The organism is Rhizobium sp. 862_C5_N1_2 (assembly GCF_051811205.1).
GTDB classification, from domain to species: Bacteria; Pseudomonadota; Alphaproteobacteria; order Rhizobiales; family Rhizobiaceae; genus Rhizobium; species Rhizobium leguminosarum.
The window spans coordinates 547,994-572,579 of the sequence record NZ_JBPWPT010000002.1; the positions used below are offsets into that span (position 1 = coordinate 547,994).

At 59.2% G+C, this 24,586-nt stretch carries 24 protein-coding genes and 1 pseudogene; 14 read left to right on the forward strand and 11 right to left on the reverse strand.

Translation table 11 applies throughout. The annotated features are described in order from the left end of the window. Positions 1 to 19: 19 nt before the first annotated feature. The 4 genes from gabD to ACD590_RS26800 all read right to left on the reverse strand — a co-directional run bounded on the left by gabD (position 20) and on the right by ACD590_RS26800 (position 4,575). On the reverse strand, positions 20 to 1,474 hold the full coding sequence (gene gabD / locus ACD590_RS26785) for an NADP-dependent succinate-semialdehyde dehydrogenase (protein WP_439003785.1): 1,455 nt from the start codon (positions 1,472 to 1,474) through the stop codon (positions 20 to 22). A gap of 77 nt (positions 1,475 to 1,551) precedes the next feature. Further along, a complete protein-coding gene (gene hpaD, locus ACD590_RS26790; RefSeq protein ID WP_439003786.1) occupies positions 1,552 to 2,532 on the reverse strand; it encodes a 3,4-dihydroxyphenylacetate 2,3-dioxygenase in 981 nt (326 codons plus the stop codon). Between the two features lie 38 nt (positions 2,533 to 2,570). Continuing rightward, positions 2,571 to 4,088 carry a 5-carboxymethyl-2-hydroxymuconate semialdehyde dehydrogenase gene (gene hpaE, locus ACD590_RS26795; RefSeq protein WP_439003787.1) on the reverse strand — a complete coding sequence of 506 codons (1,518 nt, stop codon included), beginning with the start codon at positions 4,086 to 4,088 and terminating at the stop codon, positions 2,571 to 2,573. A 94-nt stretch (positions 4,089 to 4,182) separates the two neighbouring features. After that, positions 4,183 to 4,575, reverse strand: a complete 393-nt coding sequence (locus ACD590_RS26800) for a 5-carboxymethyl-2-hydroxymuconate Delta-isomerase (protein ID WP_439003788.1) — start codon at positions 4,573 to 4,575, stop codon at positions 4,183 to 4,185. Between the two features lie 121 nt (positions 4,576 to 4,696). Between ACD590_RS26800 and hpaR the strand changes: the two genes are divergently transcribed. Beyond that, on the forward strand, positions 4,697 to 5,170 hold the full coding sequence (gene hpaR, locus ACD590_RS26805) for a homoprotocatechuate degradation operon regulator HpaR (protein WP_439003789.1): 474 nt from the start codon (positions 4,697 to 4,699) through the stop codon (positions 5,168 to 5,170). A 51-nt stretch (positions 5,171 to 5,221) separates the two neighbouring features. On the opposite strand, the gene ACD590_RS26810 is transcribed toward hpaR, so the two are convergent. Both ACD590_RS26810 and ACD590_RS26815 read right to left on the reverse strand, forming a co-directional pair. Next, a complete protein-coding gene (locus ACD590_RS26810; protein WP_439003790.1) occupies positions 5,222 to 5,734 on the reverse strand; it encodes a flavin reductase in 513 nt (170 codons plus the stop codon). A 9-nt stretch (positions 5,735 to 5,743) separates the two neighbouring features. Further along, positions 5,744 to 7,306, reverse strand: coding sequence for a 4-hydroxyphenylacetate 3-hydroxylase N-terminal domain-containing protein (locus tag ACD590_RS26815; protein ID WP_439003791.1), 1,563 nt, complete (start codon positions 7,304 to 7,306; stop codon positions 5,744 to 5,746). 53 nt (positions 7,307 to 7,359) lie between these two features. Between ACD590_RS26815 and ACD590_RS26820 the strand changes: the two genes are divergently transcribed. From ACD590_RS26820 to ACD590_RS26870, 11 genes are all read left to right on the forward strand, one after another. After that, positions 7,360 to 8,295: a helix-turn-helix domain-containing protein gene (locus tag ACD590_RS26820; RefSeq protein WP_439003792.1), complete on the forward strand. Its 936-nt coding sequence runs from the start codon at positions 7,360 to 7,362 to the stop codon at positions 8,293 to 8,295. Between the two features lie 170 nt (positions 8,296 to 8,465). After that, the gene (locus ACD590_RS26825; RefSeq protein ID WP_439004056.1) at positions 8,466 to 9,410 is read left to right on the forward strand and encodes a helix-turn-helix domain-containing protein; all 945 of its coding nucleotides are present in this window, start codon (positions 8,466 to 8,468) and stop codon (positions 9,408 to 9,410) included. Positions 9,411 to 9,536: 126 nt separating this feature from the next. Continuing rightward, complete coding sequence (locus ACD590_RS26830) at positions 9,537 to 10,943, forward strand: aldehyde dehydrogenase family protein (RefSeq protein ID WP_439003793.1); 1,407 nt, start codon at positions 9,537 to 9,539, stop codon at positions 10,941 to 10,943. A gap of 3 nt (positions 10,944 to 10,946) precedes the next feature. Then, complete coding sequence (locus ACD590_RS26835) at positions 10,947 to 12,542, forward strand: GMC family oxidoreductase (RefSeq protein ID WP_439003794.1); 1,596 nt, start codon at positions 10,947 to 10,949, stop codon at positions 12,540 to 12,542. 69 nt (positions 12,543 to 12,611) lie between these two features. Beyond that, the gene (locus ACD590_RS26840) at positions 12,612 to 13,868 is read left to right on the forward strand and encodes an ABC transporter substrate-binding protein (RefSeq protein ID WP_439003795.1); all 1,257 of its coding nucleotides are present in this window, start codon (positions 12,612 to 12,614) and stop codon (positions 13,866 to 13,868) included. 75 nt (positions 13,869 to 13,943) lie between these two features. Next, positions 13,944 to 14,810, forward strand: a complete 867-nt coding sequence (locus ACD590_RS26845) for a branched-chain amino acid ABC transporter permease (RefSeq protein ID WP_439003796.1) — start codon at positions 13,944 to 13,946, stop codon at positions 14,808 to 14,810. Beyond that, positions 14,807 to 15,844, forward strand: a complete 1,038-nt coding sequence (locus ACD590_RS26850) for a branched-chain amino acid ABC transporter permease (protein ID WP_439003797.1) — start codon at positions 14,807 to 14,809, stop codon at positions 15,842 to 15,844. The genes ACD590_RS26845 and ACD590_RS26850 overlap by 4 nt, the downstream gene beginning before the upstream one ends. Beyond that, positions 15,841 to 16,545 carry an ABC transporter ATP-binding protein gene (locus tag ACD590_RS26855; protein WP_439003798.1) on the forward strand — a complete coding sequence of 235 codons (705 nt, stop codon included), beginning with the start codon at positions 15,841 to 15,843 and terminating at the stop codon, positions 16,543 to 16,545. Before ACD590_RS26850 ends, ACD590_RS26855 begins: the two co-directional genes overlap by 4 nt. 1 nt (position 16,546) lies before the next feature. Next, complete coding sequence (locus ACD590_RS26860) at positions 16,547 to 17,266, forward strand: ABC transporter ATP-binding protein (RefSeq protein WP_439003799.1); 720 nt, start codon at positions 16,547 to 16,549, stop codon at positions 17,264 to 17,266. Positions 17,267 to 17,281: 15 nt separating this feature from the next. Then, entirely contained in the window at positions 17,282 to 17,998 is a 717-nt protein-coding gene (locus ACD590_RS26865; RefSeq protein WP_439003800.1) for an SDR family NAD(P)-dependent oxidoreductase, read from the forward strand. 10 nt (positions 17,999 to 18,008) lie between these two features. Then, positions 18,009 to 18,947, forward strand: a complete 939-nt coding sequence (locus ACD590_RS26870) for a helix-turn-helix domain-containing protein (protein ID WP_439003801.1) — start codon at positions 18,009 to 18,011, stop codon at positions 18,945 to 18,947. A gap of 21 nt (positions 18,948 to 18,968) precedes the next feature. On the opposite strand, the gene ACD590_RS26875 is transcribed toward ACD590_RS26870, so the two are convergent. Genes ACD590_RS26875 through ACD590_RS26885 form a run of 3 tightly spaced genes read right to left on the reverse strand, consistent with a single transcriptional unit; the run spans position 18,969 to position 20,946 of the window. Further along, a complete protein-coding gene (locus ACD590_RS26875) occupies positions 18,969 to 19,358 on the reverse strand; it encodes a nuclear transport factor 2 family protein (protein WP_018495591.1) in 390 nt (129 codons plus the stop codon). A gap of 9 nt (positions 19,359 to 19,367) precedes the next feature. After that, entirely contained in the window at positions 19,368 to 20,147 is a 780-nt protein-coding gene (locus ACD590_RS26880; protein WP_439003802.1) for a MoaF C-terminal domain-containing protein, read from the reverse strand. A 13-nt stretch (positions 20,148 to 20,160) separates the two neighbouring features. Next, complete coding sequence (locus ACD590_RS26885) at positions 20,161 to 20,946, reverse strand: SDR family NAD(P)-dependent oxidoreductase (protein ID WP_439003803.1); 786 nt, start codon at positions 20,944 to 20,946, stop codon at positions 20,161 to 20,163. A 676-nt stretch (positions 20,947 to 21,622) separates the two neighbouring features. On the opposite strand from ACD590_RS26885, the gene ACD590_RS26890 reads away from it, so the two are divergent. Further along, the gene (locus ACD590_RS26890) at positions 21,623 to 21,871 is read left to right on the forward strand and encodes a hypothetical protein (protein ID WP_439003804.1); all 249 of its coding nucleotides are present in this window, start codon (positions 21,623 to 21,625) and stop codon (positions 21,869 to 21,871) included. 87 nt (positions 21,872 to 21,958) lie between these two features. On the opposite strand, the pseudogene rsgA reads toward ACD590_RS26890, so the two are convergent. Together rsgA and ACD590_RS26900 are read right to left on the reverse strand one after the other, a co-directional pair. Beyond that, positions 21,959 to 22,450 (reverse strand): annotated as a pseudogene (rsgA, locus tag ACD590_RS26895) (ribosome small subunit-dependent GTPase A); the annotation flags it as partial. An 857-nt stretch (positions 22,451 to 23,307) separates the two neighbouring features. Continuing rightward, positions 23,308 to 23,535, reverse strand: coding sequence for an IS66 family transposase (locus ACD590_RS26900; RefSeq protein ID WP_439003805.1), 228 nt, complete (start codon positions 23,533 to 23,535; stop codon positions 23,308 to 23,310). Positions 23,536 to 23,874: 339 nt separating this feature from the next. Here ACD590_RS26900 and ACD590_RS26905 point away from each other — a divergent pair, with 339 nt between their 5' ends. Further along, positions 23,875 to 24,576, forward strand: coding sequence for a hypothetical protein (locus tag ACD590_RS26905; RefSeq protein ID WP_439003806.1), 702 nt, complete (start codon positions 23,875 to 23,877; stop codon positions 24,574 to 24,576). Positions 24,577 to 24,586 lie beyond the last annotated feature (10 nt).

A 24,586-nucleotide genomic window follows, 5' to 3' on the forward strand; every position in this document is an offset into this window, starting at 1 on the left:
CGTTCTCTCCATATTCAGTTCAGCCGATGCCACCGAGGCAGACATATTTGATCTCGGTGAATTCCTCGATGCCATATTTCGAGCCCTCGCGGCCGAGACCCGACAGTTTGACGCCGCCAAACGGCGCTTCCGCTGTCGAGATCAGCCCAGTATTGACGCCGACCATGCCGTATTCCAGTGCCTCGGCCACACGAAATACCCGAGCGAGATCTTTGGCGTAGAAGTAGGAGGCGAGGCCGAACTCGGTGTCGTTGGCCTGCTGGATCACATCTTCCTCATCCTTGAAGCGGAAGAGCGGCGCCAGCGGACCAAAGGTTTCTTCTCGTGCGACCGCCATATCTTTCGTGACATCCGTCAAAATGGTCGCTTCGAAGAAGGTGCCGCCGAGCGCATGTGGCTTGCCGCCCTGCAGGATCTGCGCACCCTTGCCCAGGGCATCGGCGATATGCTCTTCAACCTTGGCAAGGGCCGCCTTGTCGATCAGCGGTCCAAGGATCACGCCCTCGTCAAAGCCGTTGCCGGTCTTTAGCTTGGCGACCGCAGTCGCCAGCTTTGCCGCAAAAGCGTCGTAGACGCCGTCCTGCACATAGATGCGGTTGGCGCAAACGCAGGTCTGGCCGTTGTTGCGATATTTGGCAATGAGCGCCCCTTCGACCGCCGCGTCGAGATCGGCATCGTCGAAAACGATGAACGGCGCATTGCCGCCGAGCTCAAGGCCGAGCTTCTTGATGGTCGGTGCGCTCTGCTTGTAGAGTTCGGTGCCGATTTCGGTGGAGCCGGTAAAGGTCAGCTTGCGCACGACGGGGTTCGAAGTCATTTCGCCGCCGATCGCCGTGGCGGAGCCCGTGATGACGCTGAAGACGCCCTTCGGCAATCCGGCGCGTTCGGCCAGGATAGCAATCGCGATCGCCGAGAACGGTGTCTGCGAGGCGGGCTTCAGCACCATGGCGCAACCGGCTGCGAAGGCAGGGCCGGCCTTGCGGGTGATCATCGCATTGGGGAAGTTCCACGGCGTGATTGCCGCGACGACGCCGATCGGCTGCTTCATCACCATGATGCGTTTGTCGGGCTGGTGGCCGGGGATCAAGTCGCCATATATGCGGCGGCCCTCTTCGGCGAACCATTCTACGAAACTTGCGCCGTAGACGATCTCGCCGGTCGCCTCGGCCAGGGGCTTGCCCTGCTCCAGTGTCAGGATGCGGCCAAGGTCTTCCTTGTTCTCGATCATCAGGTCGAACCACTTGCGAAGCACCGCGCAGCGTTCCTTTGCTGTGCGCGCGGCCCAGCCCTTCTGCGCCACGCGGGCGGCCTCGATGGCCGTCCTGGTCTCGGCAGCACCCAGCTTCGGCACATATCCGATGATCTCTCCGGTCGCCGGGTTGTTCACCTCGATCGCGTTAGAGGGATCGGCTGTGATCCATTCGCCGGCGACAAGTGCCGCTTGATGGAAAAGTGAAGGGTCTTTCAAGAGCATGATCACGGTCCGATCGGTTGATGGTGAGGGGATAGGCAGCTCGGCCAAGCCAGTTTAGCGGCTGAGCCGCCCGGTCGTCACGGCGCGACGATCGGCTGCGCCTTCAGGACAGAATCCACCACTGGTGCTCCGACAAAAAGGCTGCCTTCCTCGAACCAGGATTTCGGCGCCGGCGCACCCCAGAGTGTCTGGCGCTGCGGGTCCTTGAGGTCCCACTTGATCGGCTCCAGATCGGGATCGACGGTCTGATAGTCCGAGCAGTATATTTCAATGCGATGCCCGTCCGGATCGCGAATGTAGAGGAAAAAAGCGTTGGAAATGCCATGTCGTCCCGGCCCGCGCTCGATATTCGCAAGCCAGCCAGTGGTCGCCATCAGGTCGAGCAGGTCGATGATGTTAAGCGGCGTTGGCACCCAGAAAGCGGTATGATGCAGGCGCGGGCCGCGACCGTTGGTGAAGGCAATGTCGTGAACGCCGCCCTTACGGTGTGTCCAGGCGGCCCAGAGCCTGCCCGTTTCCTCGTCGGCGGTGTATTCCGTCACCCGGAAACCGATCTCATTATAGAAGGCAACGCTCTCGTCGACATTCGGCGAAAAGCAATTGAAATGGTCGATCCTCAGCGGCTTTACGCCCTTATAGAGGGCGTATTGCTGATGGATCGGCGGTAGCCGATCCATTTTCGAATAGAATTCCAGCGGAATGCCATGCGGATCGCGGGTCCGGAACGTGCGCGACTGGTAAGGCCGTTCGATCCATTCTACAGGCAAGTCCTTGCCCTTGAAGAAATGCTCCGCCTTGTCGAGGTCCTCGTCGGAATACACCTTGAAGCCCAGGTCCCCGGCTTCAGCAGTACCGGCTTGCTTCAGGATGATGCAGTGATGCCCGCGCTCTTCGAGTGCGCGCAGATAGATCGTGTGCGCTGTTTCATCGGTCACCTGCAGGCCGAGCGTATCGACATAAAAGGCGCGAGACCTGGCAAGATCGGTCACGGCAAGCTCGATATGGCTGAGGCGCACGATGTTGAAGGGCGGGTAGAGATTGGGTGTGGGCAAGGGCATGAAGGGTTCCTCCGAAGTTTTAAATGTGCGCCGTGCGGTCAGCCGCCGAGCTTCTGGATCGCATGCGCCGTGGTAGCAAAGGCAACGTTCTTGGTTTCCATGTAGAAATCGAAGGACCAGTCACCGCCGTCTCGTCCGATGCCGGAATTCTTGACGCCGCCGAAGGGTGTCGGCAGGTGGCGCACATTTTCCGAGTTCACCCAGATCATTCCGGCTTCCAACGCATCGGCAAAACGGAAGGCGCGGGTGACGTCCGAGGTCCAGAGATAACCGGTGAGGCCGTACTGCACGTCATTGGCAAGCGACAACGCGTTGGCCTCATCCGTGAAGGGGATGGCGGTCAGCACGGGACCAAAGATTTCCTCCTGGGCAATGCGCATCCGGTTATTCGCCCCGGTGAACAGGGTCGGAGAGACATAACATCCGCCGCCCGGCCCATCGAATTTCGCGCCGCCGGCGGCAAGCGTCGCACCGTCCTCTTTGCCGATCGCGATATATTCCAGCACCTTTTTTTCATGGATGGGATGTATCAATGGACCGATGACGGTTTCGGGATCGAGCGGATGGCCGACCTTGATGCGCTTGGCCTTCTCAGCGACCATCGCGGTGAATCGCTCGTAGATGCTCGCTTCGACCAGCAGGCGGGAGGACGAGGTGCAGCGCTCGCCGTTCAGCGAATAGATCATGAAGACGGCGGCGTCAGCAGCGCGCTCCAGATCGGCATCGGCAAAGACGATGACGGGGTTCTTGCCGCCGAGCTCGAAATGCACGCGTTTAAGCGTATCGGCACCCTGTTTCATGATCATCGAGCCGGTCCGGCTCTCCCCGACAAAACCGATTGCCTTGATGGCAGGATGTTCGGTCAATGCCTTGCCGGCGTCCTCGCCGAAGCCGTTGACGAGATTCCAGACACCCTTGGGCAAGCCCGCCTCTTCGGCGATCTCGACCAGCAGCCGCGCCGTGAGCGGTGAAAACTCCGCCGGCTTGTGGACGATGGTGCAGCCGGCGGCGAGTGCCGGTGCGATCTTCCAAGTCGACAGCATGAACGGCGTGTTCCAGGGCGTGATGACGCCGACCGGTCCGATCGGTGCGCGGCTGGTGATGTTGACCTGGCCGTTCGCACGCAAGCTCTTTCCATCTCGAGCATCTGCGGCGCGATCGGCGAAGAAACGGAAATTTTCTGCGCCACGCAGCGCAGCCTTTGCCATGAATTTCAGCGATTGGCCGGTATCCATGCATTCCGTAAAGGCGATCTCCTCGGCGCGCGCGACGATGGCATCAGCTATTTTGTGCAGCAGCGCCTTGCGAGCATCGCCCGGCATTGCCGCCCAGGTCGGGAAGGCCGCCTTTGCCGCCTTCGCTGCCCGGTCCACATCCGCCGCCTTGCCATGTGCGGCCGTTGCCAGCACCTTCAGATCGACCGGAGATATGACATCGAAGGTCGCACCGTCGGCGGCCGGAACCGCTTCGCCATCGATATGGTTCAGCACGCCTTGCTCACGGAAGCGGGCCAAATAAGCCTCTGCCTTCGCAATGTTGTTTTCAAATGTCGACATTTTCTTCTCCGATATTGCTGATCTTGCAGCGCCGGAAACGAGGCAGCTGTGCAACGTTTCGCTGTCTGTCGCGTCTGGGTTCTTGCTGGGCGGCCTAGCTATTTGTTTTGCGAAGGCGCGGATGAATGGCGTTCTTCTTCCAGCTGAGCGCGGGGTCGATCTCGCGGATTTCGAGGGTTAGCGCAAAGTGCGGCGTCTGGAAAAGAGTATCCAGGTGCTGCGTCACCGCGTGGAAGATTGCCTCGCCGGTCCGGCGCTTGTCATCCTCGCTGCGCCCCTTGCCGATACGGAAGGACATGTCGATGAAGGCGTTTTCAGTAAGAAGATCTGCGATCGCATAGGCTTCGCACCGAATGGCGCGCACCCGCACCGCGCCGACCTCGAACAGGCCCGTTTTCAGGATTTCCGCATGAACCACGCGACAAAGCGCGTCGAAGTCCACGGTTCGATCGAGATTGGCCGAATAATCCATCGTGAAATGCGGCATCGTTCCTCCCGCGCCACAGTGACTGATATATTTAACATGTTAACAATATATGCGGCGTTGTCAACGGTGCGGGGGCGCTCGCCTCGTTGCGCGCCGCAAAAAATTGATCCATAGAACCATTATGGCCCGACACCCCCCTGAGACGAACGGCATAGTGCAGGACGCTCTTCTTCCCCGTGACACTCGCCGTTCGCTGCCGATTGCGCTGCTCCGGGCGCGTGAGGCGGTGATGGGGCATTTCCGTCCGATGCTGGCGCTGCATGACGTAACGGAACAGCAATGGCGGGTGATCCGCATTCTGGCGGAAGCCGGAACATTGGATGCCTCGGAGCTGTCGGAACGGGCCTTCATTCTTGCCCCGAGCCTGACGCGGATCATCCGATCCCTGGAGGAACGTGGCTTCATCACCAAGACCAAGGATGCTGAGGACGGTCGCCGCATTCTCCTTGAGATCACGCCCGCCGGGCTGAAAGTCATCAATGAAGTCAGCCCAGACAGCAGTATGATTTACACGGCGCTGGAGCAGCGGTTTGGTCGGGAACGGATCGATGCGTTGCTGGATATGCTCGACGAATTGGCGATGTTGCACAAGTAGTTGGACGTCTCCTATGCCTTGGTAGAGCAAGGCGGCAGACAGCTCGCCCGTTCAACCTCCGAAGCTGCCAAGTTGCGTCGGGACATGGACGTAGTTCCGGTCAAAATATAGCAACGCATTCCCATCGGGGCGGGATCTGATGCCTGCGATCCGTCCGATGAAGATGTGATGGCTGCCGACAAGTCTTGCCTCCGACAGCTCGCAATCAAACGAGACGATCGCGTCGGCGAGAGCATCCGTGCCCGAAGGCATTGCGACCCAGTCCGCAGAGGCGTAGCGCGCCTCCATATCGGCGGTTGCCCCGGCAAATTTCCCAGCCAGTTCTCTGTGGTCATGACTTAACACGTTCACGCAGAACCGGTGGTTTTCCAGAAATAGTGCAGTTTGTGCGGATCGACTATTCATGCACACGAGCAGTGTCGGCGGCTCGTCGGTCACGCTGCACATGGCAGTTGCCGTAAACCCGCCGCGCCCGGCGGGTCCGTTGGTGGTGATGACGTTGACCGGTGCGCAGACGCGGGCCATGGCGTTGCGGAACTCGGTCTTGGAAACGGCCTCCTCCATGGTCGCCTCCTATTCAGCGGCAGATTTGAACGTGTCTGCATCACAGATCGGTGGCAACCAGGTATCGCCGGTCCAGCCATTTTCGTCGTAGTCGCTCATGCAGGTATCAACCAAGGCCTCCATTTCGCGCAGTCGACCGCCACGCTCGGCTCCCTTGAGCACCTGAAGGCGGACTTCTTCCGGCGCACCGGCATAATTCAGCTCGTAGAGCGCATGCCGTCCGCCGAACTCGGTTCCAGTTGCGTCCCACAAAAGCTTCATGATCTTGATGCGTTCGATATGGCCCATATCGTTGGAGCCGCGCACATACTGGCCAAGATAACGGTTGATATCAGGATTGCCGAAATCCTTGGCCGAGGACGGCAGGTAGATCAGCCCCGAGGCGACGACCTTGCGGACTGTCTCGATGACACGGGGATAGGCTTCCGACATGAAGGTGCGGTAGGCAAGAGCGGCCTCCAGATTGGGTAGCACTGCGCCATTCGCCCATGGTATCGGATTGTAGGCCATGGCATTGGAGAAGCTCCAGAACATGTGGCGCAACGCGATGACTTCACCAAGTGCGGCCTGATTGCCGCGGAAGGCATCGCCGCCGGTCGCCCGCAAAGCCTTGGCGAGCAAACCTGCCAGAAAGTCGAGTTTGACGGCGAAACGCGTGCAGCCCTGGAAGCAATAGCCATGCATGAAGCCGGAAGCGGGGTGGAAGGACAGGATCTTCGGCGCATCGCGCAGGACCAGCACGTCCTCCCAGGGGATGAAGACGTTGTCCAGAACCAGGATGGCATCGTTCTCATCGAAGCGGGAAGAGAGGGGGTAGTCGAACGGCGTGCCGACACGATTTGCCGTTTCCTCATAGGAGACGCGGCAGAACATCTTGATGCCGGGCGCATTCATCGGGACGATGAACATCACCGACAGCGACGGGTCTTCCGTGACCGTCGCCGAGCTCTGTGCCAGGAAATTGTAGTGCGTCAAAGCAGAGGACGTCGCCACCACCTTGGCGCCCGAGACGTAGATGCCGGCGTCGGTTTCCTTGGTGATATGAACGAATACGTCTTTTACGGCATCCGCCGGCTTGTGGCGGTCGATCGGCGGGTTGACGATCGCGTGGTTCATGAAGAGAGCCGCTTCCTGGGCACGCTTGTGCCAGGCGAGTGCATTGTCCTTAAAGGGACCGTACCAGTCGGCATTGGCGCCCAGCGTATTCATCAATGCTGCTTTGTAGTCGGCGGTTCGGCCCATCCATCCATAGGACATGCGGGCCCAGTCGGCGATCGCACCCTGTTGAGCGACGAGATCGGCGGAGGACTTTGCGACACGGAAATATTTGTGGGTGTAGCCCCCAGAGCCGGTGTCGGTGGGCGATGTCAACCGTTCCTTGGTCTTTTCCGCATGCAGCGCATCGTAAAGCCTGGCGAGCGAGCGGGCGGAGTTGCGCATCGAGGGATGCGCTGTCACGTCCTTGACACGCTCACCATTGATGTAGACCTCCCGCCCGTCACGCAGGGATGCCAGATATTCCTCACCGGTGAAGGGCCGCTTGGTATCGGCCCGGAAATCTTCTGATCGCATGTCGTCCTCCCTTGATGTGAGGCAAATGCTAGTCCTTGCGTCCGCCTTCCACCATGGACAGAATAGGGAAATCACTTGTACTTTTTACGGCGGCCAGCATGAGCGACATCGTCCCAAGTTTCTTTGTTTACGGCGAACCGGATCGCCCTTTGGAGATCGGGTTTCTTCATGTCGAAACGGTGATGGCGCGCGCGAATCTCCATTCCGGCCAGGTTCGAGCCCACAAACATGATCGGATGATGCAGGTCACTTTCTGGACCAGCGGCAGCGGATCCTATTTCATCGAAGACCAACGTTTGGACTTTTTGGCGCCTGCCGTCAGCTTCGTGCCGAGCGGCGTCATCCACGGCTTCAATGTCGATCCGCTTGTCTCAGACGCGGTCGTCGTGTCGATCGCAGACAGTCTGCTGCCGTCGATCGCCGGCCAGACGACGCTGCCGCTGGATCGCCCGGTGATGGTGACGGGGCAGGGCGCGGAAGCGTTCTGGGAGAGACTTCGGCGGACCATGCAATTAATCCTGGAGGAGTACGCCGAGGAGAGAGGACAGGCCGATACGATCCTTTCACCATTGGTTGCCGCCATGCTGACCCAGATCCGACGCCTGGCGTCCGACGCGCCGATGCTGGCACAATCGCCACAACGCCTGCTTGCTGGTGACCTTCGACGGCTGATCGACCGGCATTTTCGTGAGAACTGGCCGGTTGCGCGCTACGTTTCGAGCCTCGGCACTACGCCGCATCTTCTTGCCAAGGCCGGGCACATGGCTTTCGGCCAGGGCGTGAAGGATATGATTGCCGAGCGCCGTCTGCTCGAGGCCAAGCGGCTGTTGCTTTTCACCATCCGTCCGCTCGAGGACATAGCCTACGAGGTGGGCTTGAAGGATGCCGCCTATTTCTCGCGCTTCTTCCGCACGCGGACCGGTGTGCCGCCCAGTGAATGGCGGCGGCAAAACATAGCTGGTGAGAAGAGTCGGGACGACGGATTCTAGTTAACATGTGAAATATATTGACAGGGCGATTGATCTTCGACACTCTTTCAGTTTACCGGTCTCAGGTGTTGCCGCCTTTTTGCGCTTGTGGGAGAGTCGCGCGAGACGGACATGTCGTTGACTGACACTGTTGGGAGGCAGAGTTGGAGCTCTTGAACAATCAGGCCCTGATGCAACACGCATGGGCAACCGTTCCCTATGATCAATGGACCAGTGATCTCCAATCGATCTGCGGCAACTTCAATCCGAAAGCAATGGAGAGCGGCAAGGCCGTAACGGGGGCAGCCCGGCGTATCGATGTCTGCGGTATGGAGTTCGCCCATGTTTCCAATGATCTCGATCGCGTCCATCGAGATTGGGATGACATTCGCCGAGACGCCAACGAGCACCTTTTTCTCATCATGCAGCTCGAAGGGTCCTGTGGTCTGGAGCACGTCGGCCTCCAGGCAGTCCTGGATGTCGGTGATTGCATTCTCGTCGACTCGACCCGGCCCACGACATTCCATTTCGGTGGACAGTTCAGCAATCATCTGTCGCTGCATTTGCCACGCCAGATCATGTATGCCGAAAGCCCGATCGATTTCGACATCGCCCGCAAACTCGAGGCCTTTGACCCGATGGCAATGATGCTGCGGGCGCTGGTGGCGAAGATCATGTCCAATTCGGCATCGGATGCCGCGTCCGCCAATCTGCGGCACCTGATGTTCAATGCGACGCGACAGGCCTTCGTCTCAAACGGCGACGCCATGTCCGCTCTCAACGACAGCGCTTCGCGGCGGCTGGAAATGGTCGACATACTGATCGACCGACACTTGACCGAGAGCGATCTCTGCGCCAAGTGGCTGGCGACACGGATCGGCGTATCCATCCGCACGCTGCAGCAGGATTTTCAAGGTATCGGCATGACCTGCACCACGGTCATCCGCGACAAGCGTTTGCGCCTGGTGCGTGAAAAGATCGCGCAGATCAGAGATCAAAGAAGCCCAAGGACGATCGCCGAAGTCGCCTATTCGGCCGGCTTCAATGACATTTCCTATTTCAATCGCAGCTTCAAGGATCTGTTCGACTGCGCGCCGACCGATCTGCTCAGGCCGGTGACATCAACCGCACAATAGTGCGGTTTGAATACTTGATGAGCCAACGGCCTGTTGCGTTTGAAACCAAGTCGCGGCGCGCTCCTGCCCAAGACGGCTTTCTTCTGCCCCGTCATACTCCTTCCAAAGCTCAGGGAGGAGCCAATCGTGAAGCAGTACAGTCTGTTCATCGGCGGAGCACGCATCGAGACCGCAACCTATGCCGAGGTTCGCAACCCATCGACCGGCGAAATCGTCGGTCAGATGCCGCTGGCGACGCCGGCGGATCTCGACCATGCCGTTGCCGCAGCCTCAGTCGCCTTTCGCACTTGGAGCCAGGTATCGGAAGACGAGCGCCAGGCCGCCTGTCGCGCCATTGCTGAAAAGATCGCAGCCAATGGCGAGGAACTTGCACGCCTTTTGACGCTGGAGCAGGGCAAGCCTCTCAATGGTCTCGGTTCCCGGTTTGAAATCGGCGGTGCACTTGCGTGGACACGCCATACGGCAGAGCTGAATCTGCCCATCGAAATTCTGCAGGACGACAATGAAGGGCGTGTCGAATTGCATCGCAAGCCGATTGGCGTCGTCGGTTCGATCACACCCTGGAACTGGCCGGTGATGATCGCTTGCTGGCATATCGTGCCAGCGGTGCGAGCCGGCAATACGGTCATCATCAAGCCCTCGCCGCTGACGCCACTTTCGACGATCCGTCTTGTCGAGATCATGAATGAAGTGCTGCCGCCCGGCGTCGTCAATGTCATCACCGGCGAAAACAGCATTGGTGCAGCACTTTCGGCCCATGACGGCATCGCCAAGATGACCTTCACAGGCTCGACCGAGACCGGCAAGAAGGTCATGGCGTCGGCTGTCGCGACGTTGAAACGCCTGACGCTCGAGCTGGGCGGCAACGATGCCGGTATCGTGCTTCCCGATGCCGATCCTGCGCAGATCGCCGAGGGCCTGTTCTGGGGAGCCTTCATCAACAACGGCCAGACCTGCGCAGCGCTGAAGCGCCTTTACGTGCACGACAGCATTTATGAAGACGTTTGTGCACGGCTTGCCGACTACGCCGGCAGGATCGTGATCGGCGACGGCCTTGATGAAACCAGCATTCTTGGCCCGATCCAGAACGAAATGCAGTTCAACAAAGTTCGCGAACTTGTCGATGATGCGCGCGCCAATGGCGGCCGAATTCTCGCCGGCGGCACGCCGATCGATCGGCCGGGTTACTTCTATCCGATCACGCTTGTTGCCGACGTCGACCATGGTGTTCGCCTCGTCGACGAAGAGCAGTTCGGGCCGGCGCTGCCGATCATTCGCTATACCGATATCGATGAAGTCATCGCCCGCGCCAACACCAATCCGGCGGGGCTTGGCGGCTCGGTCTGGTCGGCGGACGCCGAAAAAGCCAGGCGCTACGCAATGCAGCTCGAATGCGGCTCGGTATGGATCAACAAGCACGGCACGATCCAGCCGAACGCGCCCTTTGGCGGCGTCAAGCAATCGGGCATGGGTGTCGAGTTCGGCGCCGAAGGGCTGAAGGAATTCACCACGATCCAGACGGTGTTGAGCTGAGCCATGGCGAACTTCGACTATATCATCGTCGGTGGCGGATCGTCCGGCTGCGTGCTGGCAAACCGGCTCTCCGAGAACCCGCAAAATAAGGTTCTGCTGATCGAATCCGGTCGGCGTGACACGGACCGTTGGATCCATGTTCCAGCGACCTTCTTCAAGGTTCTCGGCAAGGGTGTCGACATTCACCCCTATGCCTCCGAGCCGGAGAAGGGCCTCAACGGCCGCCCTTGCATTACCCCGCAAGGAAACGTGCTCGGCGGCGGCAGTTCCGTCAATGCGATGATCTACATCCGTGGCCACAGGAACGACTACGATACCTGGTCGCAGATGGGGTGTCACGGCTGGTCCTACGACGATGTGCTGCCGACTTTCCGATCGCTTGAGAATAATGAGAGCCTCAGTGGCGAATTTCATGGCCGCAGCGGTGGCCTGCACGTCTCGAACCCTCGTCACCGCCATCCGCTGAGCGAAGCCTTCATTGAGGCAGCCACGCAAGTCGGCATTCCATACAATCCGGACTTCAACGGCGCCAACCAGGAAGGCGTCGGGTTCTACCAGAGCACGACGTATCGGGGACGTCGTTGGAGTTCCGCGCAGGCGTTTCTGCGCGACGCGGAGACACGGCCGAACGTCACGATCCTGACCGAACGCAAGGTCGCCCGCATCCTGTTCGAAGGTCGGCGGGCGACGGGTGTGGCGTTGCAGGACGGCACCATATTCACCGCTTCCAAGGAAATCGCCCTGACGGCAGGGGCAATCGCGACACCCAAGATCCTGCAGCTTTCGGGCATTGGCGAGGCCGAGCATCTCCGCTCTCACGGCATCAATGTGGTGGCCGACCTGCCGGGCGTCGGCGCAAACTATCAGGATCATCTCGAAGCGCCGGTTCAAGGCGAGACCCACGAGCCGATCTCCATCCTCGGGCATGACAGTGGGATTCGCGCCGCCGGACATATGGCGCGCTACCTGCTGTCGCATCGTGGCCTGCTTTCGTCGAACATCGTCGAATGCGGTGGTTTCGTGGATACGGCCGGCACCGGCCAGCCGGATGTTCAGTTCCATGTCCTGCCGGTTCTTGTGGGCTTCGTCGACCGCGACCCCGAACCCGGTCATGGTCTCAGCATCGGCCCCTGCTACCTCAGGCCGCGCTCGCGCGGCACCGTTCGTCTGAGAAGCGCCGACCCGAATGACAGGGCGGAGTTCAACGCCAATCTCCTCTCGGACCCGGCCGACCTCGATACGCTGGTGCGCGGTGTCGAGACAGCGATCCGCATTCTGGATGCGCCAGCACTTGCGAAGCTTATCAAGCGACGCGTCCTGCCGAAACGGGGGGTCGAAAATGATCCCGCGGCATTGCGCGACTACATCCGGCAGACCGCCAAGACCGTTTTCCATCCGGCGGGCACGGCGCGCATGGGGCGAGCTGACGATCCGATGGCGGTTGTCGGGGCCGATCTGAAAGTCCGCGGCGTCGAGGGTCTGAGGGTATGCGACGCGTCGGTGATGCCGACGCTGGTATCGGGCAACACCAACGCTCCGGTGATGATGATTGCGGCGCGGGCGGCCGCCTTCATGACAGGCAAGGCGATCGCCGGCTGAGGCAGAGATTCCACGATGGAAGACGTTCGCGGGGAGTGCGGACAATAACGGAAACTGGAGGAGGAAACGATGAGAATAGATATGAGGGGGCTGGTGGTCGGCCTCGGCCTGACGCTGCTTTCGGCATTCAGTGCTCATGCCGCTGCGTCCTGCGGCGACAATACCGGCAAACCGGCGACCGGCGAGCCGATCGTCATCGGGGCGATCACCGGCAAAACCGGTCCGGACGATTTTTCGAATTCGACCAGGGCGGCCAAGGCCTATTTCGACTGCTTGAACGCCAATGGCGGCATCAAGGGGCGGCCGGTCAAATATCTGGTCGAAGACGATCAGTGGAATCCGGAGACGGCCGCTCAGCTGGCCGCCAAGCTCGTCAACGACGAGAAGGCGGTGCTGATGGTCGGCAATTCGAGCTTTGTCGAATGTGGCGCAAATGCCGATTTCTACAAGAAATCCGGCATTGTCGTCGTCGCTGGCGTCGGCGTTCCTCGCGAATGCTTCTTTGCCGAAAACTACGCCGCGACGAATGCCGGGCCGCGCGTCTCTACGCTGGGCGCCATGGGCTACGCATTGGATCAGCTCAAGGCAAAGTCGGTCGTTTGCATCGGTCCGAACATCCCGAATGTCGGTACATGGTCCTGCGACGGCATTAAGTCTCTGGCCAAGGAAAAAGGCTTCACGGCCGAAACGATCCTTATGGATCCCGGTACGGCCGACTCGACCTCGATCATCCTGCAGGCGGCGGCTTCCAAGCCTGATGTCATTATCCTCGGCCTTCCCAAGGGCGTCACAATCCCGCTTCTGACCGCGGCCGAAGAACAGGGGCTCAACCAGACCATCAAGTTCCTCAGTGCCGCATCGGCTTATGACCTTTCGGTGCCCGGCACGATCGGCGCAGGCTGGGATGGAAACTTCTATGTCAACATGGAGTTCAACGATCTTGAGGCAGCGACGCCCGACAATCAGAACTGGCTTGCCGTCATGGACAAATATGGCCAACCTTCCGATCCGCGCGACACGTTCGCCCAAGCCGGATATCTTGCCGCCCGGATTGCCGAGAAGGCACTGATGTCACTTGATCCCAAGGACATCACGCGCGAAAGCACCAGTGCTGCCATCCGGCAGGTCAAGGGCTTTGCCAGCGATATTTTCTGCGCGCCTTGGTATTTCGGCGATGGTCAGCCGCGCCACAATGCAAATTCAACGACGCGCATGGCAGTCAGCGAAGGCGGTAAGTGGAAGGTGATTTCCGATTGCGCGCCATCGCCCGATCCGGAGTTGGCCGACATCCGCGCCTTTGAAAAGAGCGCCGGAATAGCTCCGTAAATCGAGGTATTACGCATCATCCCGTGGTCTGAGCCACGGGATGACGACTGCCCGCCGCCACATCGGAATCCGCGCATGACCTTCTTACCATTTCTCATATCGGGTCTCGGAATTGGGGCCGTCTATGCCCTCTCCGGCGTCGGCCTCGTCGTGCTTTTCCGCGCGACAGGGGTACTCAACTTCGCCTTCGGCGCGTTTGGTGCTATCGGCGCGCACTGCGCCTGGCAGCTTCTCGAATGGAAAATCCCGCTTGCCGTCGCTATCCTGGCGGCCGTCGTCGTGTCCACGGCCATCAGCTTCCTTTACGGGCGCATCTTTGCACCCATGCTGTCGCATCGCGATACGGTCGTGCGTGCAGTCGGGACATTGGCGCCGGCCCTGGTGCTCATCGCCTTGATGGGGATCATCTGGGGTGAACTGCCGCGTCGCCTGCAGTTTCCGACCGATCAGATGTTCGTTTCCCTCTTCGGCGTTCGCCTGACCTACACGCGTATCATCGCTATCCTGCTTGCCGTCGTCATGGTGGGCGCGATCACGCTGCTGCTCGATCGGACGCGCCTTGGCCTTGACATGCGGGCCCTGGCGAACGACCGCGACCTGAGTGCAATCCTCGGTGTTCGCATCCTCTACACCGAGACGGCCGCCTGGGTCATCACCGGCGTCTTCTCAGGTTTCGCCGGCCTGCTGCTTGCCGACCTCGTTCGCCTGCAGGGCACATTTCTGACGTTGCTGGTCATCCCGGCGATCGCGGCCGCAATTCTTGGCCAGTTGCGCTCGCTTTGGGAAACGGCCGTCGCCGGGCTTCTGATCGGCATCGCCGAAGCTGCGCTTACCCCGGTCAGTTGGATATCGCCTTATCGCGCGGCTGCACCTTTCATTATCGCGCTCGTCGCGGTCACGATCTTGGGGAGTACGGCCAAGGCCGTGTTGAAGGACCGATGATGACTTCGCAGCAGACCATACAGGCATCACCGGAGCGCGTTCCGGTGGGCCGCTTTCCCAAACAGCTTCTCCAGGTTCCCGCGACGATGGCTCTGTTTGCCGCCGTGGTCATGTGTTTTGCTAATTCCTACTGGCTGTCGGCCGCAACGTCGGCGGTGGCGCTGTCGCTGTCGGTGGCGGGGCTGGCAATCCTCTATGGGCAGCTCGGCCTCGTCTCGCTTTGCCAATTCGCGCTCGTCGGGGTTGGCGGCTGGGTAACGCTTCGTGTCGGCCACGCCTTTCACCCGCCGTTCGAAGTCAGCCTTCTGGCCGGAGGCATCGTCGCTTCCGTGGTCGGCCTTGCCTTCGGCTTGCCGGCGTTGCGCCTGAGAGGGCTCTATCTCGCCCTTGTCACGCTGATGCTCGCGGGCGCTTTTCAGATCATCATCAGCGCCTGGGGCTTTCCCGACGGCGGCGACGGCTTTCTCGGCCGTGCCGACGGTTCCGGCCGCGCCATGCTGCCCCGGCCTGGAATTGCCGAGGGAGCGGTCGCCTATTTTCTCTACGTTTGCCTTGCCGCGACGATCGCTCTGCTAATTGCGCAATGGCACAAGCTGGGGCGACCAGGCCGCGCCTGGGCTTTGATCCGCAAGGGCGAGACGGTGGCCATTGCAAGCGGAGTCAATGTGCTGACCTACAAGGCATGGGCATTCGCGCTCAGCGGCTTCCTCGCGGGCGTTTCCGGTGCACTGCTTGCCGGAAACGTCGGTCAGCTCGACGGTCGTGCCTTCGGCGCCTTCGAGAGCTTGAACCTCTTCGCGCTGGCAATCGTCGGCGGCGTCTACAACTGGTACGGGGCGCTGATAGCCGGTCTACTGCTGCGGGCGGTGCCGGCACTGCTGACCGATCTCGGCATTGATGGGTATGTGACCATCGGGATTTTCGGCGTTGCGCTGTTCCAGGCATTGGCGACGGCACCATCCGGCATTGCCGGGCAGATCGCCTCGCTGGTCACCCGGCTGCAATTCCGTTCGGCAAAGGAGAGGGCGCGATGATCGCCATCGACAATCTCGTCGTCCAGTTCGGCGGCGTCAGGCCGATCAACGAACTGACGGCGACACTCGCTGCGCCGATCGCCGGCCTGATTGGCCCGAACGGTGCGGGGAAGACAACCCTGCTCAATGTTCTCTCCGGTTTCGTCAGGCCGGCTCAAGGCAGCGTCGCATTGAATGGCGATCAACTCCTGGATCTTGCCCCGCTGCAGCGCGTGCGCGCCGGCCTCCGCCGGTCTTTCCAGACCGAGCAGGTCGTCGAGGATCTGTCGGTGTCGGGCAACCTCACCGCAATCGCAGATCACGTGGTCGCACCACTTCACCGTGCTGCGGCCGTCGATGCCGCACTTGCTTTTGTCGGCCTTCGCACCGTGGCCGATAAGTTGGGCCAGTCGCTCAATCTGTTCCAGCGCCGTTTGGTCGAACTCGGCAAATGCGTGATCGGCAATCCCAAACTCATTCTGCTCGATGAGCCCGCAGCCGGCTTGACCGAAGAGGAGGGCGGCATGTTTCGCGAACTCATATTGCGCATCCCCGCCGAAGTCGGGGCGCAAGTGCTGGTGATCGATCATGACGTCGAGCTCATTCGCGCCATGTGCAGCGAAACGATGGTGCTCGACTATGGAAAACTGCTGGCGTTGGGGCCGACGGAAATCGTGCTTGCCGACGCGAACGTCCGCCGCGCCTATCTGGGGGAACTCTGAGATGGCAGCGATCTCATCCGTGGTCGTCGAAAACCTCGCGGTCGAGCGCGGTGGAAAAAGGGTCATTCATGATCTCTCCTTTGCGATACGGAGCGGAGAAATCACCGCGTTACTGGGTGCTAACGGTGCAGGCAAGTCCAGCACAGTCATGGCGCTGGCTGGCGTCCTGCCTGTTGCTCGCGGCGCGATGCGGCTCGACGCGATGTCACTAAACGGCCTTTCGCCTGATCGCATCCGCCGGGCCGGTCTCGCGCTGGTGCCGGAGGGGCATCGGGTGCTCGGCCAGCTCTCGGTGGAAGACAACATTCTCGTTGCCGCGCTCGGCGGCTCGCCATCCGCCCGCCGCGAGGGGCTCGAAAGAGCCTATGAGATATTTCCCGAACTTGCCCAGCGCAAACGCCAGCTGGCTTCCGATCTCTCAGGGGGGCAGAAGCAGATGGTTGCGATGGCACAGGCATTCATCGCCAAGCCGGGCTTCATGGTGGTCGATGAGCTTTCGCTTGGGCTGGCGCCGACTGTCGTCAAACGGCTGGCCGAAGCGCTGAAGATGGCGGCCCAAAACGGCATTGGTGTGCTTCTTATCGAACAGTTCGCCAATCTTGCTCTCGATCTTGCTGACCACGCGATGGTCATGGAGCGCGGTCGGCTGGTCTATGACGGTGCCTCCGCAACGTTGAAGGCCAATCCCGAAATCCTGCATGGCGCCTATCTCGCCAGCTGATCTCAAGGAGCGATGATGACCTTTGCCAACGATCTTTTTGCCGGCCGCACGGTCGTTATTCCCGGCGGAACATCGGGCATCGGGGCTGCGACGGCTGATCGTTTTGCCGAGCTCGGTGCCCACGTTGTCTGTTGTGGTCTTGGCGCCATGACCGGGCCGCGCAGCGAGCGCATCGAGAGCCGGGAAATCAATGTCCTTCAGCCCGGCGCTCTCGACGATTTCTTTGCGACCCTCGATCAGATCGACGTCCTTGTAAACTGCACCGGCGTCAGCCGGGATCGTGACGAATGGGAGAAGAAGAAATTCGACGAGGTCATCGCAATCAACCTGACGTCGGTCATGGATTGTTGTCGCCTGGGTCGTGGCCGGATGAAATCCGGATCGTCCATCATCAACATTGCCTCCATGTATTCGACGTTTGGCGCGGCCGACCGGCCAGGTTATTCGGCGAGCAAAGGGGCGATCGTCCAATTGACCAAGTCGTTGGCGCAGGAATTTGCGGCGGAAAATATTCGCGTCAACGCTGTCGCGCCGGGCTGGATCGTAACGCCGCTGAGCCGGGCATTGTTCGCCGATGATGTCGTTTCGGCGCCGATCAGAAACCGCATACCGGCGGGACGATGGGGCGAGGCGGCGGAAGTCGCCGACGCGATCGTCTTCCTGTCGTCCGAGGCAGCACGCTACATAACCGGCGTCTGCCTGCCGGTCGACGGCGGCTACCTGACCTCATGAGGAAGACACCATGGAACCGGTTTTCTCATCCGTTAAAGTCGCAGGGGGAAGGGATTTTCCGAGCGTTGCCCGCAGCTTGTTCGGCAATGTGCGGCTCGATTTTCAATCGGGTGACGAAGATCAAAGCCGGCTGTTGTCGGCAATGCTCGGCACCTGCCGCCTGACGCTGCTGGAAGCCGATACGCACACGGTTTTTGGCGAACGCGTGACCCTCGGCTCGGACTCTCCCGATGCCATCAAATTGGTTTTCCAGACACATGGCTTTTCGTCCCTCAGCCAAAATGGCCGTAGCGTTCCCGTCGGCGCCGGCGCGAGCATCATGTATGATCCAAGCCGTCCCTATGAGCTGACCAACAGAACGGCTGTCCGCCTGCTTCTCCTGCAATTGCCGCGTCGCGCGCTTCCAGTTCAAGCGGTCAACCGGCTGATGGAGCCGTTTGTCGCCATGCCCGAACATGCGGGGATGCAGCGCATCCTGCTTTCGCTAATGGATTCGACAATCCGGGAGATCGGCAGGTTGGACGACACGGCGCGTGCCAGCCTCGGCCAGACGATGATCGAACTCGTTCGTACCATGATCGGCGATCCGCAGCGGGAACGATCAAGCGCCCATTCCCTTGACCTGCTGCGACGGCGTGTGAAAGACTTTGTCTCGGACCACATCTCGCGGCCCGATCTCGATGTCGGCATGATCGCGCGCCGTATGGGTTGTTCCATTCGCTACGTCTATCGTGCATTTGAGGCCGAGGGCACGACGCCGGCCGACTATATCTGGAGCCTGCGGCTGGAAAGAGCCGCGTCCCGACTACGGGACGCTACATGCCGCCCGGGCGAAATATCGGAGATTGCCTTTGCGCTTGGGTTTTCTTCGAGCGCGCATTTCTCCCGGGCGTTTCGTGGCCGCTATGCGTTTTCGCCCTCCGATTGGCGAAAGGGCGGCGCGGCGTGAATTCGCGAGGCCGCCACGCGTTTATCGCATTGCGTCCGCCACACGCAGCGTGTCGGTGAATTGTTCGAAGCGCCGGATCTTGCCGTCTGCGACGCTCCAGACGTGAACGACACGCGCCTTGAAGGACTTGCCGGTCTGTCTGTAAGTCCCGGCATAATCACCGATTCCGATCACGTCGCTGTCTGCATCCAGCAGCCGTTCGAGGGCGAACGTGTAGCCGTCGAAGGCTTCTCCGAGTGCGAAGAAAACGTTTTTGAAAACCTCTTGCGGACCGACATAGGTGCCGGCACAGGGAAAGCCATCCATTTCCGTCCATCGGCAATCGGCGGCGATGTCGGCAAGCATGCCGTCCATATCCCGGCGCGCGTTGGCGTCGTAGTGTGCCTTCACGATTTCATAGGCTGTGCGCATTGTTCTGCCTCAAACTGGTTCCTGCCCGGGGAGATAGTAGGTCATCGATGCCTTGCGGATGAAGGCGCCGGCCGGGCTGTTCTGGATATGGCCATCACCAGTGATGCCAAGGAATTTGCCTGTCGAACGCATATCTTTGAAATTGTAGAAGAATGTCGAGGCGACAGCGATCTTGAATTCCCGGAAGGTGAAGATGTACTGGTCCTCGTCGAACTTATAGGTGGTCGTCAGGTCGACGTCCCCGTGCCCGCGTTGCACGCCGACAAGGCATTGCCATGCATAGCGTTGCGACGAGAGATAGGTATGTTCGTAGACGTGGTTCGGGCTATAGCTGAAATGTGCTCTCAGCCCGATCAGGTCGCGGCTTTCGGCCGGCACCGGTCCGCTGACCGCACCGCCTTCGAGAATACCGGGCCGAAAAATCTGCGCCACCTGCGGCTCTCCGACGGATTGCTCCTTTTCGCGAACCACCGAATAGATCGAGAGAACGCGGCGGCTCGAAACGTTCAGGATCAAGGTCTCGGCTTCTTTGGGTCGACCCGCGAAAATGACTTCGACGAAGAAGGTGTCGGGCGCAACCTCGATGACTTCGACCTTGTCGGTTGCGCTGTCATCGCCGTCCGACCATTGCACATTGTCGTCGTGGAAGGTGAGTTCGAGCTTGCGGCCATCGTCAAAGGCGATCGTGTGAGATGAGCTGGAAAGGGCATTCGTCGCTGGCAGACGGTTCGCGTCGATCCCATATGCGAACTGATCGTAGGTTTTCCAGTCTTTCGGATTCTGGTTCATTATTGTCTCCTCCTCAGGTGAATGCGAGCGTGGGTAGATCGACGGTCCCGGCTCCGCCGTCGACGGTCAGGATGGCGCCGTTGACCATCGCGGCTTCCGCCGAGGCCAGGAAGCAGACTGCATTGGCGACATCCTCAGGCGTTGCGGGACAGCCAAGCGGCACGTCCTTCGTCACAAGTGCATAAGCGTCCTCGATGCTCTTCAGCTTGAATTTTTCCATGATGAATTCCATCTGCTCGTCGGCCATTGCCGTCGTCACCCAGCCGGGGCAAACGGTGTTGGTCCTGACGCCGAGGCGGCCATAGTCTCGAGCCAGCGACTTCGCCAGGCCGATACAACCGTGTTTCATGGTGACGTAGCCTGCGGCATCCGGGCCAGCAAAAAGCCCCGCGATCGAGGCAAGCACGACGATGTTGCCTTTGCTCTCGATCAGGTGCGGCAGGGTTTCGCGCGCGCTGACGAAGGCCGTATTGAGATTGAGCCTGATGGCCAGATCCCAGGTCTCGTCCGACATGCTGACTGTGGGGCCGACACCGTGGCCGCCGGCATTGGCCACGAGAATATCCAGTCCGCCAAACTGCTCGGCGACGGCTACGGCGGCAGCCTTCATGCTGGCGCCATCAGCTGCATCGGCTACAACGACGGTGGCTCCGATCTCTTCGGCAACGGCGTGAAGTGGGTCCGGACGCCGCCCCACGAGCGCGACGTTTCCGCCTTCCAACCGAATGCGGCGCGCGACCGCCGCTCCAATCCCTGTTCCTCCGCCCGTAATCAAGGCGGCCTTGTTCTTGAAGCGCATGATATCTCCTCTCACCCTTGAAGAATATCATGGCCGAAAGCGGCGCAGCCGTCGTGTCCATGTCTGCAGTTAGTTTTGACTGAGAGTGCACAGAGCTGGGAGTGGTCGATGACAATGTCCATTGGCCTGCTAGCGCATAAGTCGGAACCGTCTGCGCTCGTCATCGCAAGAACGGCTGGTGCGCCGGATCCATATAATTCGAAGCGCGGAGAAAGCTTCGAGCCTAGGCGCTCGAAAGCCTAGGTCCGCTACTAGTAGCGGTTCCCACGCTTTCGGCCGACAATGGCAGGATCGATTTATTAATTGGCGGAATTTCCCAATGATGAACGGTGTTGGCACAAGTAAAAATTGCTGGATGGAGGCTGTTCGCGCAATAGTGTTAAAGCATGGTTAAGTTCCATAAATCAACGTTATGCCGTGAATTTCGGTTTATCCGACTCTTAGCTTATCTGAGTTGTCGCCGCCGGTTTAGATTCCTTCAGGAGCATCGGCTGAGTCGTACCGATTGAACGATTGCTCCGAGTCTTTCTCGCAACACCTAAGCGGGAATTGTAATCTTGGACGGATTTGGCTCGATTAGAGCGATTCAGTTGCGGTATCCGTAGGACTCCAAAGCGATTTGCGCGGGCGGGACAGCTAGAGACAGCACGTCCGCATCTCCTAAAGCAGGACCTTGATGAACGCGGATATGATAGCCGCCTGGGCGGTGGAAAATGGATTCCATGCGATGGATTCCGGGAATTATCGTCGCCATGACAATGCAGGCGTGATCACGATCGAGATAAAGAGGATGTCATTCCTCCTCATCGATGAGAGGCAAGGATTGCGACCGCGCCTCATATCGCGGTTGTTCAAAGACTTTTCCCTCACAAGCGGGAGCGGCCGCTTGCAGGGTCTTCTTCGTGACCGCAATCCCACTCATTGAGCGCTGACGCTGTCACCACAGCCCAGCCAATTCAGGTGGCGGATCGTGGCTGACGCCGATGAGCACCGTCGCAAACCTTCAACACTTTCAATATTTCTTCTTGAGAGCGATCTTGTTGCCGCGGGGTCCGCTCACGACCGGTGTTCGGTCGCGATTTTCTGTAAGCAGGTTCCGCCAGCGTTCCAGGCGATCGGCGACCAGGGCACCGCTTGCGACAGCTGCCTGAACGGCGCACCCCGGTTCATGGGCATGGGTGCAGTCGCGAAAGCGGCAAAGCGGCGCCAGTTCGGTTATTTCAGCAAAGAGGGTGTCGATACCGTCGGTAACATCACTCACGTAAAGCGTTCTTATTCCCGGGGTATCGATGACCCAGCCGCCGCCTGAAATTGCATGCAGGGATCGTGCGGTGGTTGTGTGTCGGCCCTGCGCGTCATATTCGCGGATGGTGCCTGTCTTTTGCTTTGTGTCAGATTCAAGCACAGTCATGGTGTTCACCAGTGTTGATTTTCCGACACCAGAAGACCCCACCAACGCAACCGTTTGGCCGATGCCGCACCAGGGCCTCAACAGGGAAACGGATCTTCCAAGGTCGGATCGAGAAGGAGTTTGGTAGCCGCGTTACGACGCGCCGCTTGGTAAGACGGAAATCCAAAAAAATAAGGTGCCGGAGAAGAGCCCGACAAAGCGCTTTTACCAATCGCTATTTGTGATCAAGGACGCTGGTAGAAAAGGAAACGCGATAACGGAATCCGCTGCAGGACGGGTTCCAAACCAAAACAATGAAGAGTATCGGAGAAATCAGCATAGCGGCCGCAAAGCGGGATTTCGGGAGTCTCGTCACGCTAAGGGCGGACTAAGGGCAGCCGCAGGAGCCTCAGCATAGCCGCCGGCAGGGAGGCGGGACCGACTGCCCCCTCCCGTGCGTTCCGTGTGGATGGGCGGCATGGCATTTGGGCGCCAGTCTCGCCGGCGTCTTCGACCAGGTCGTGAAGTACCTGCACCGATAGGGCAACGGGGCGGTTTAGGAGGTGGAATGGCTACCCGCTACGGTCTGCCCAGTTCAACAGGCGAGAAGTCCCCGTTTATAAAGGAACACATCATCGATTCCGCTTGGTCAGCGGATATGTCATGGCCTTCAGAGAGTCGCCTGAGAATTGAAGCAAGTGAGAATTTAGTCATGGAACACTCCTCTTAGGGAGCCGCCGTGACTGGGAGATGGGGAGATTCGACCATACTTTGCCAGCTCACGGCGGCAAATGGTCAAATTCAATAGATGACGACTGCCGCTCCTAAATGGAGCGCCACCAAACGCTGAAGCTGTTATTGATCAGGTCAAAATGGATTGCTCAAGAGGAGGCCCATGAGCACGGCTCTTGCGCTTGGAAGGGATCGAGCCATTGCGACTTCCCGACAAACGTCTCAAATCCGCAGGATGTTCATCGTCCGTTCGTTCTAAGCGCAGGATTTCTAACTGCTCTTGTTCCGACCCCAATACGTCGGGGAAAAACGCCACCGATGGCGCGATGATCATTGAGGGAGGTGTAGTATGAGTTGGTCGTGGCAATCGGTCGGATCGCCCGTTCAGCAGCATTGTTGTCGATCTCGATACTGCCGTCATCCAGGAAGCGGCAGGACGCAAGACGGTAGCTTGACTGGCCGCGCATGGTCCGTCCTTGTGGAAAATCGTACCCTGCGGCCCGGTTTTGTATTTTTTCTGAATGCGATAGACCTTGAAATACCGTGAGTTGCAGGCAATTTGGATGAATTTTCTCTTATTCTTAAATTCTTAAGTTGAGTGTTTTGATTAAAAATTGCAAATAGCGGTTGCCGCTACAGCTTTTGTATGTATCTTGCAACCAAGAGCCATGGAGATCAATTTGAAGTTCGGTCGACTTCTTGCGGGCCGATCTCTGACCTTGGAGAGCGAGCTTTGCTTATAACCATGCGGGCCGGGTACGCAGCAATCTTTTGAAGTCGATATAACTTGGTTGGGCGGGGATCGCATGAATATCGAGTTTTCAAAAAAATCAATTTTGATCTCGTTGCTGTCTTTAGTAGCTGTCTGTACATTTTTTATTCTTCACGATGCGGTATTTAGCGTTTGGCGTTCAATTTTTCCTCCGATTGCTGCTACGCCATCCGGCAGTCTAAAAAACTATACGCTAGATTTCAAGATTGATCTTGATGCGAACGCGGCGACCCACGATTTCCCGGATCGACGCGTGGCAGAGTGGCGCGTGACGCTTCCGAAGGCCTTCATCTACATGGAAATCGGAAAAAACGGCCAAGTGAGTGATGGTCGCCACGGGGTCTACATCGCGAAAGCTGCGGTGATTCAAAACTCTGCGGATAAGATGTTTTCGCCGGGCATTTTTGCCGACAAAAAAGATGCGAAGGATGTGGCAATAATTAGTCTTTTTGGTGCCACCGCAGGCTCACAGTTAGTCAGTGCGAACCAGTGCCTGCGCATTAATGATAGCGGCGCTTTCTACAAGACGAATTACAAGGGATTGCCCTGGTGTGACACCCGTGAGGCGAGTGATTTCCGATGCCTTGTTTACGCGCACTACAAGGGTTGGAAGGTAGAGATACTTATGCCTAGACGCCACTACAACGGCGACTATCAGGCTTATTGCAATGCTGTCCTAGATTTCATCGGGCAGCGTACAGATAAAATTTCTGAATTTCCAGGAACAACACATTAAGGGGATTGAT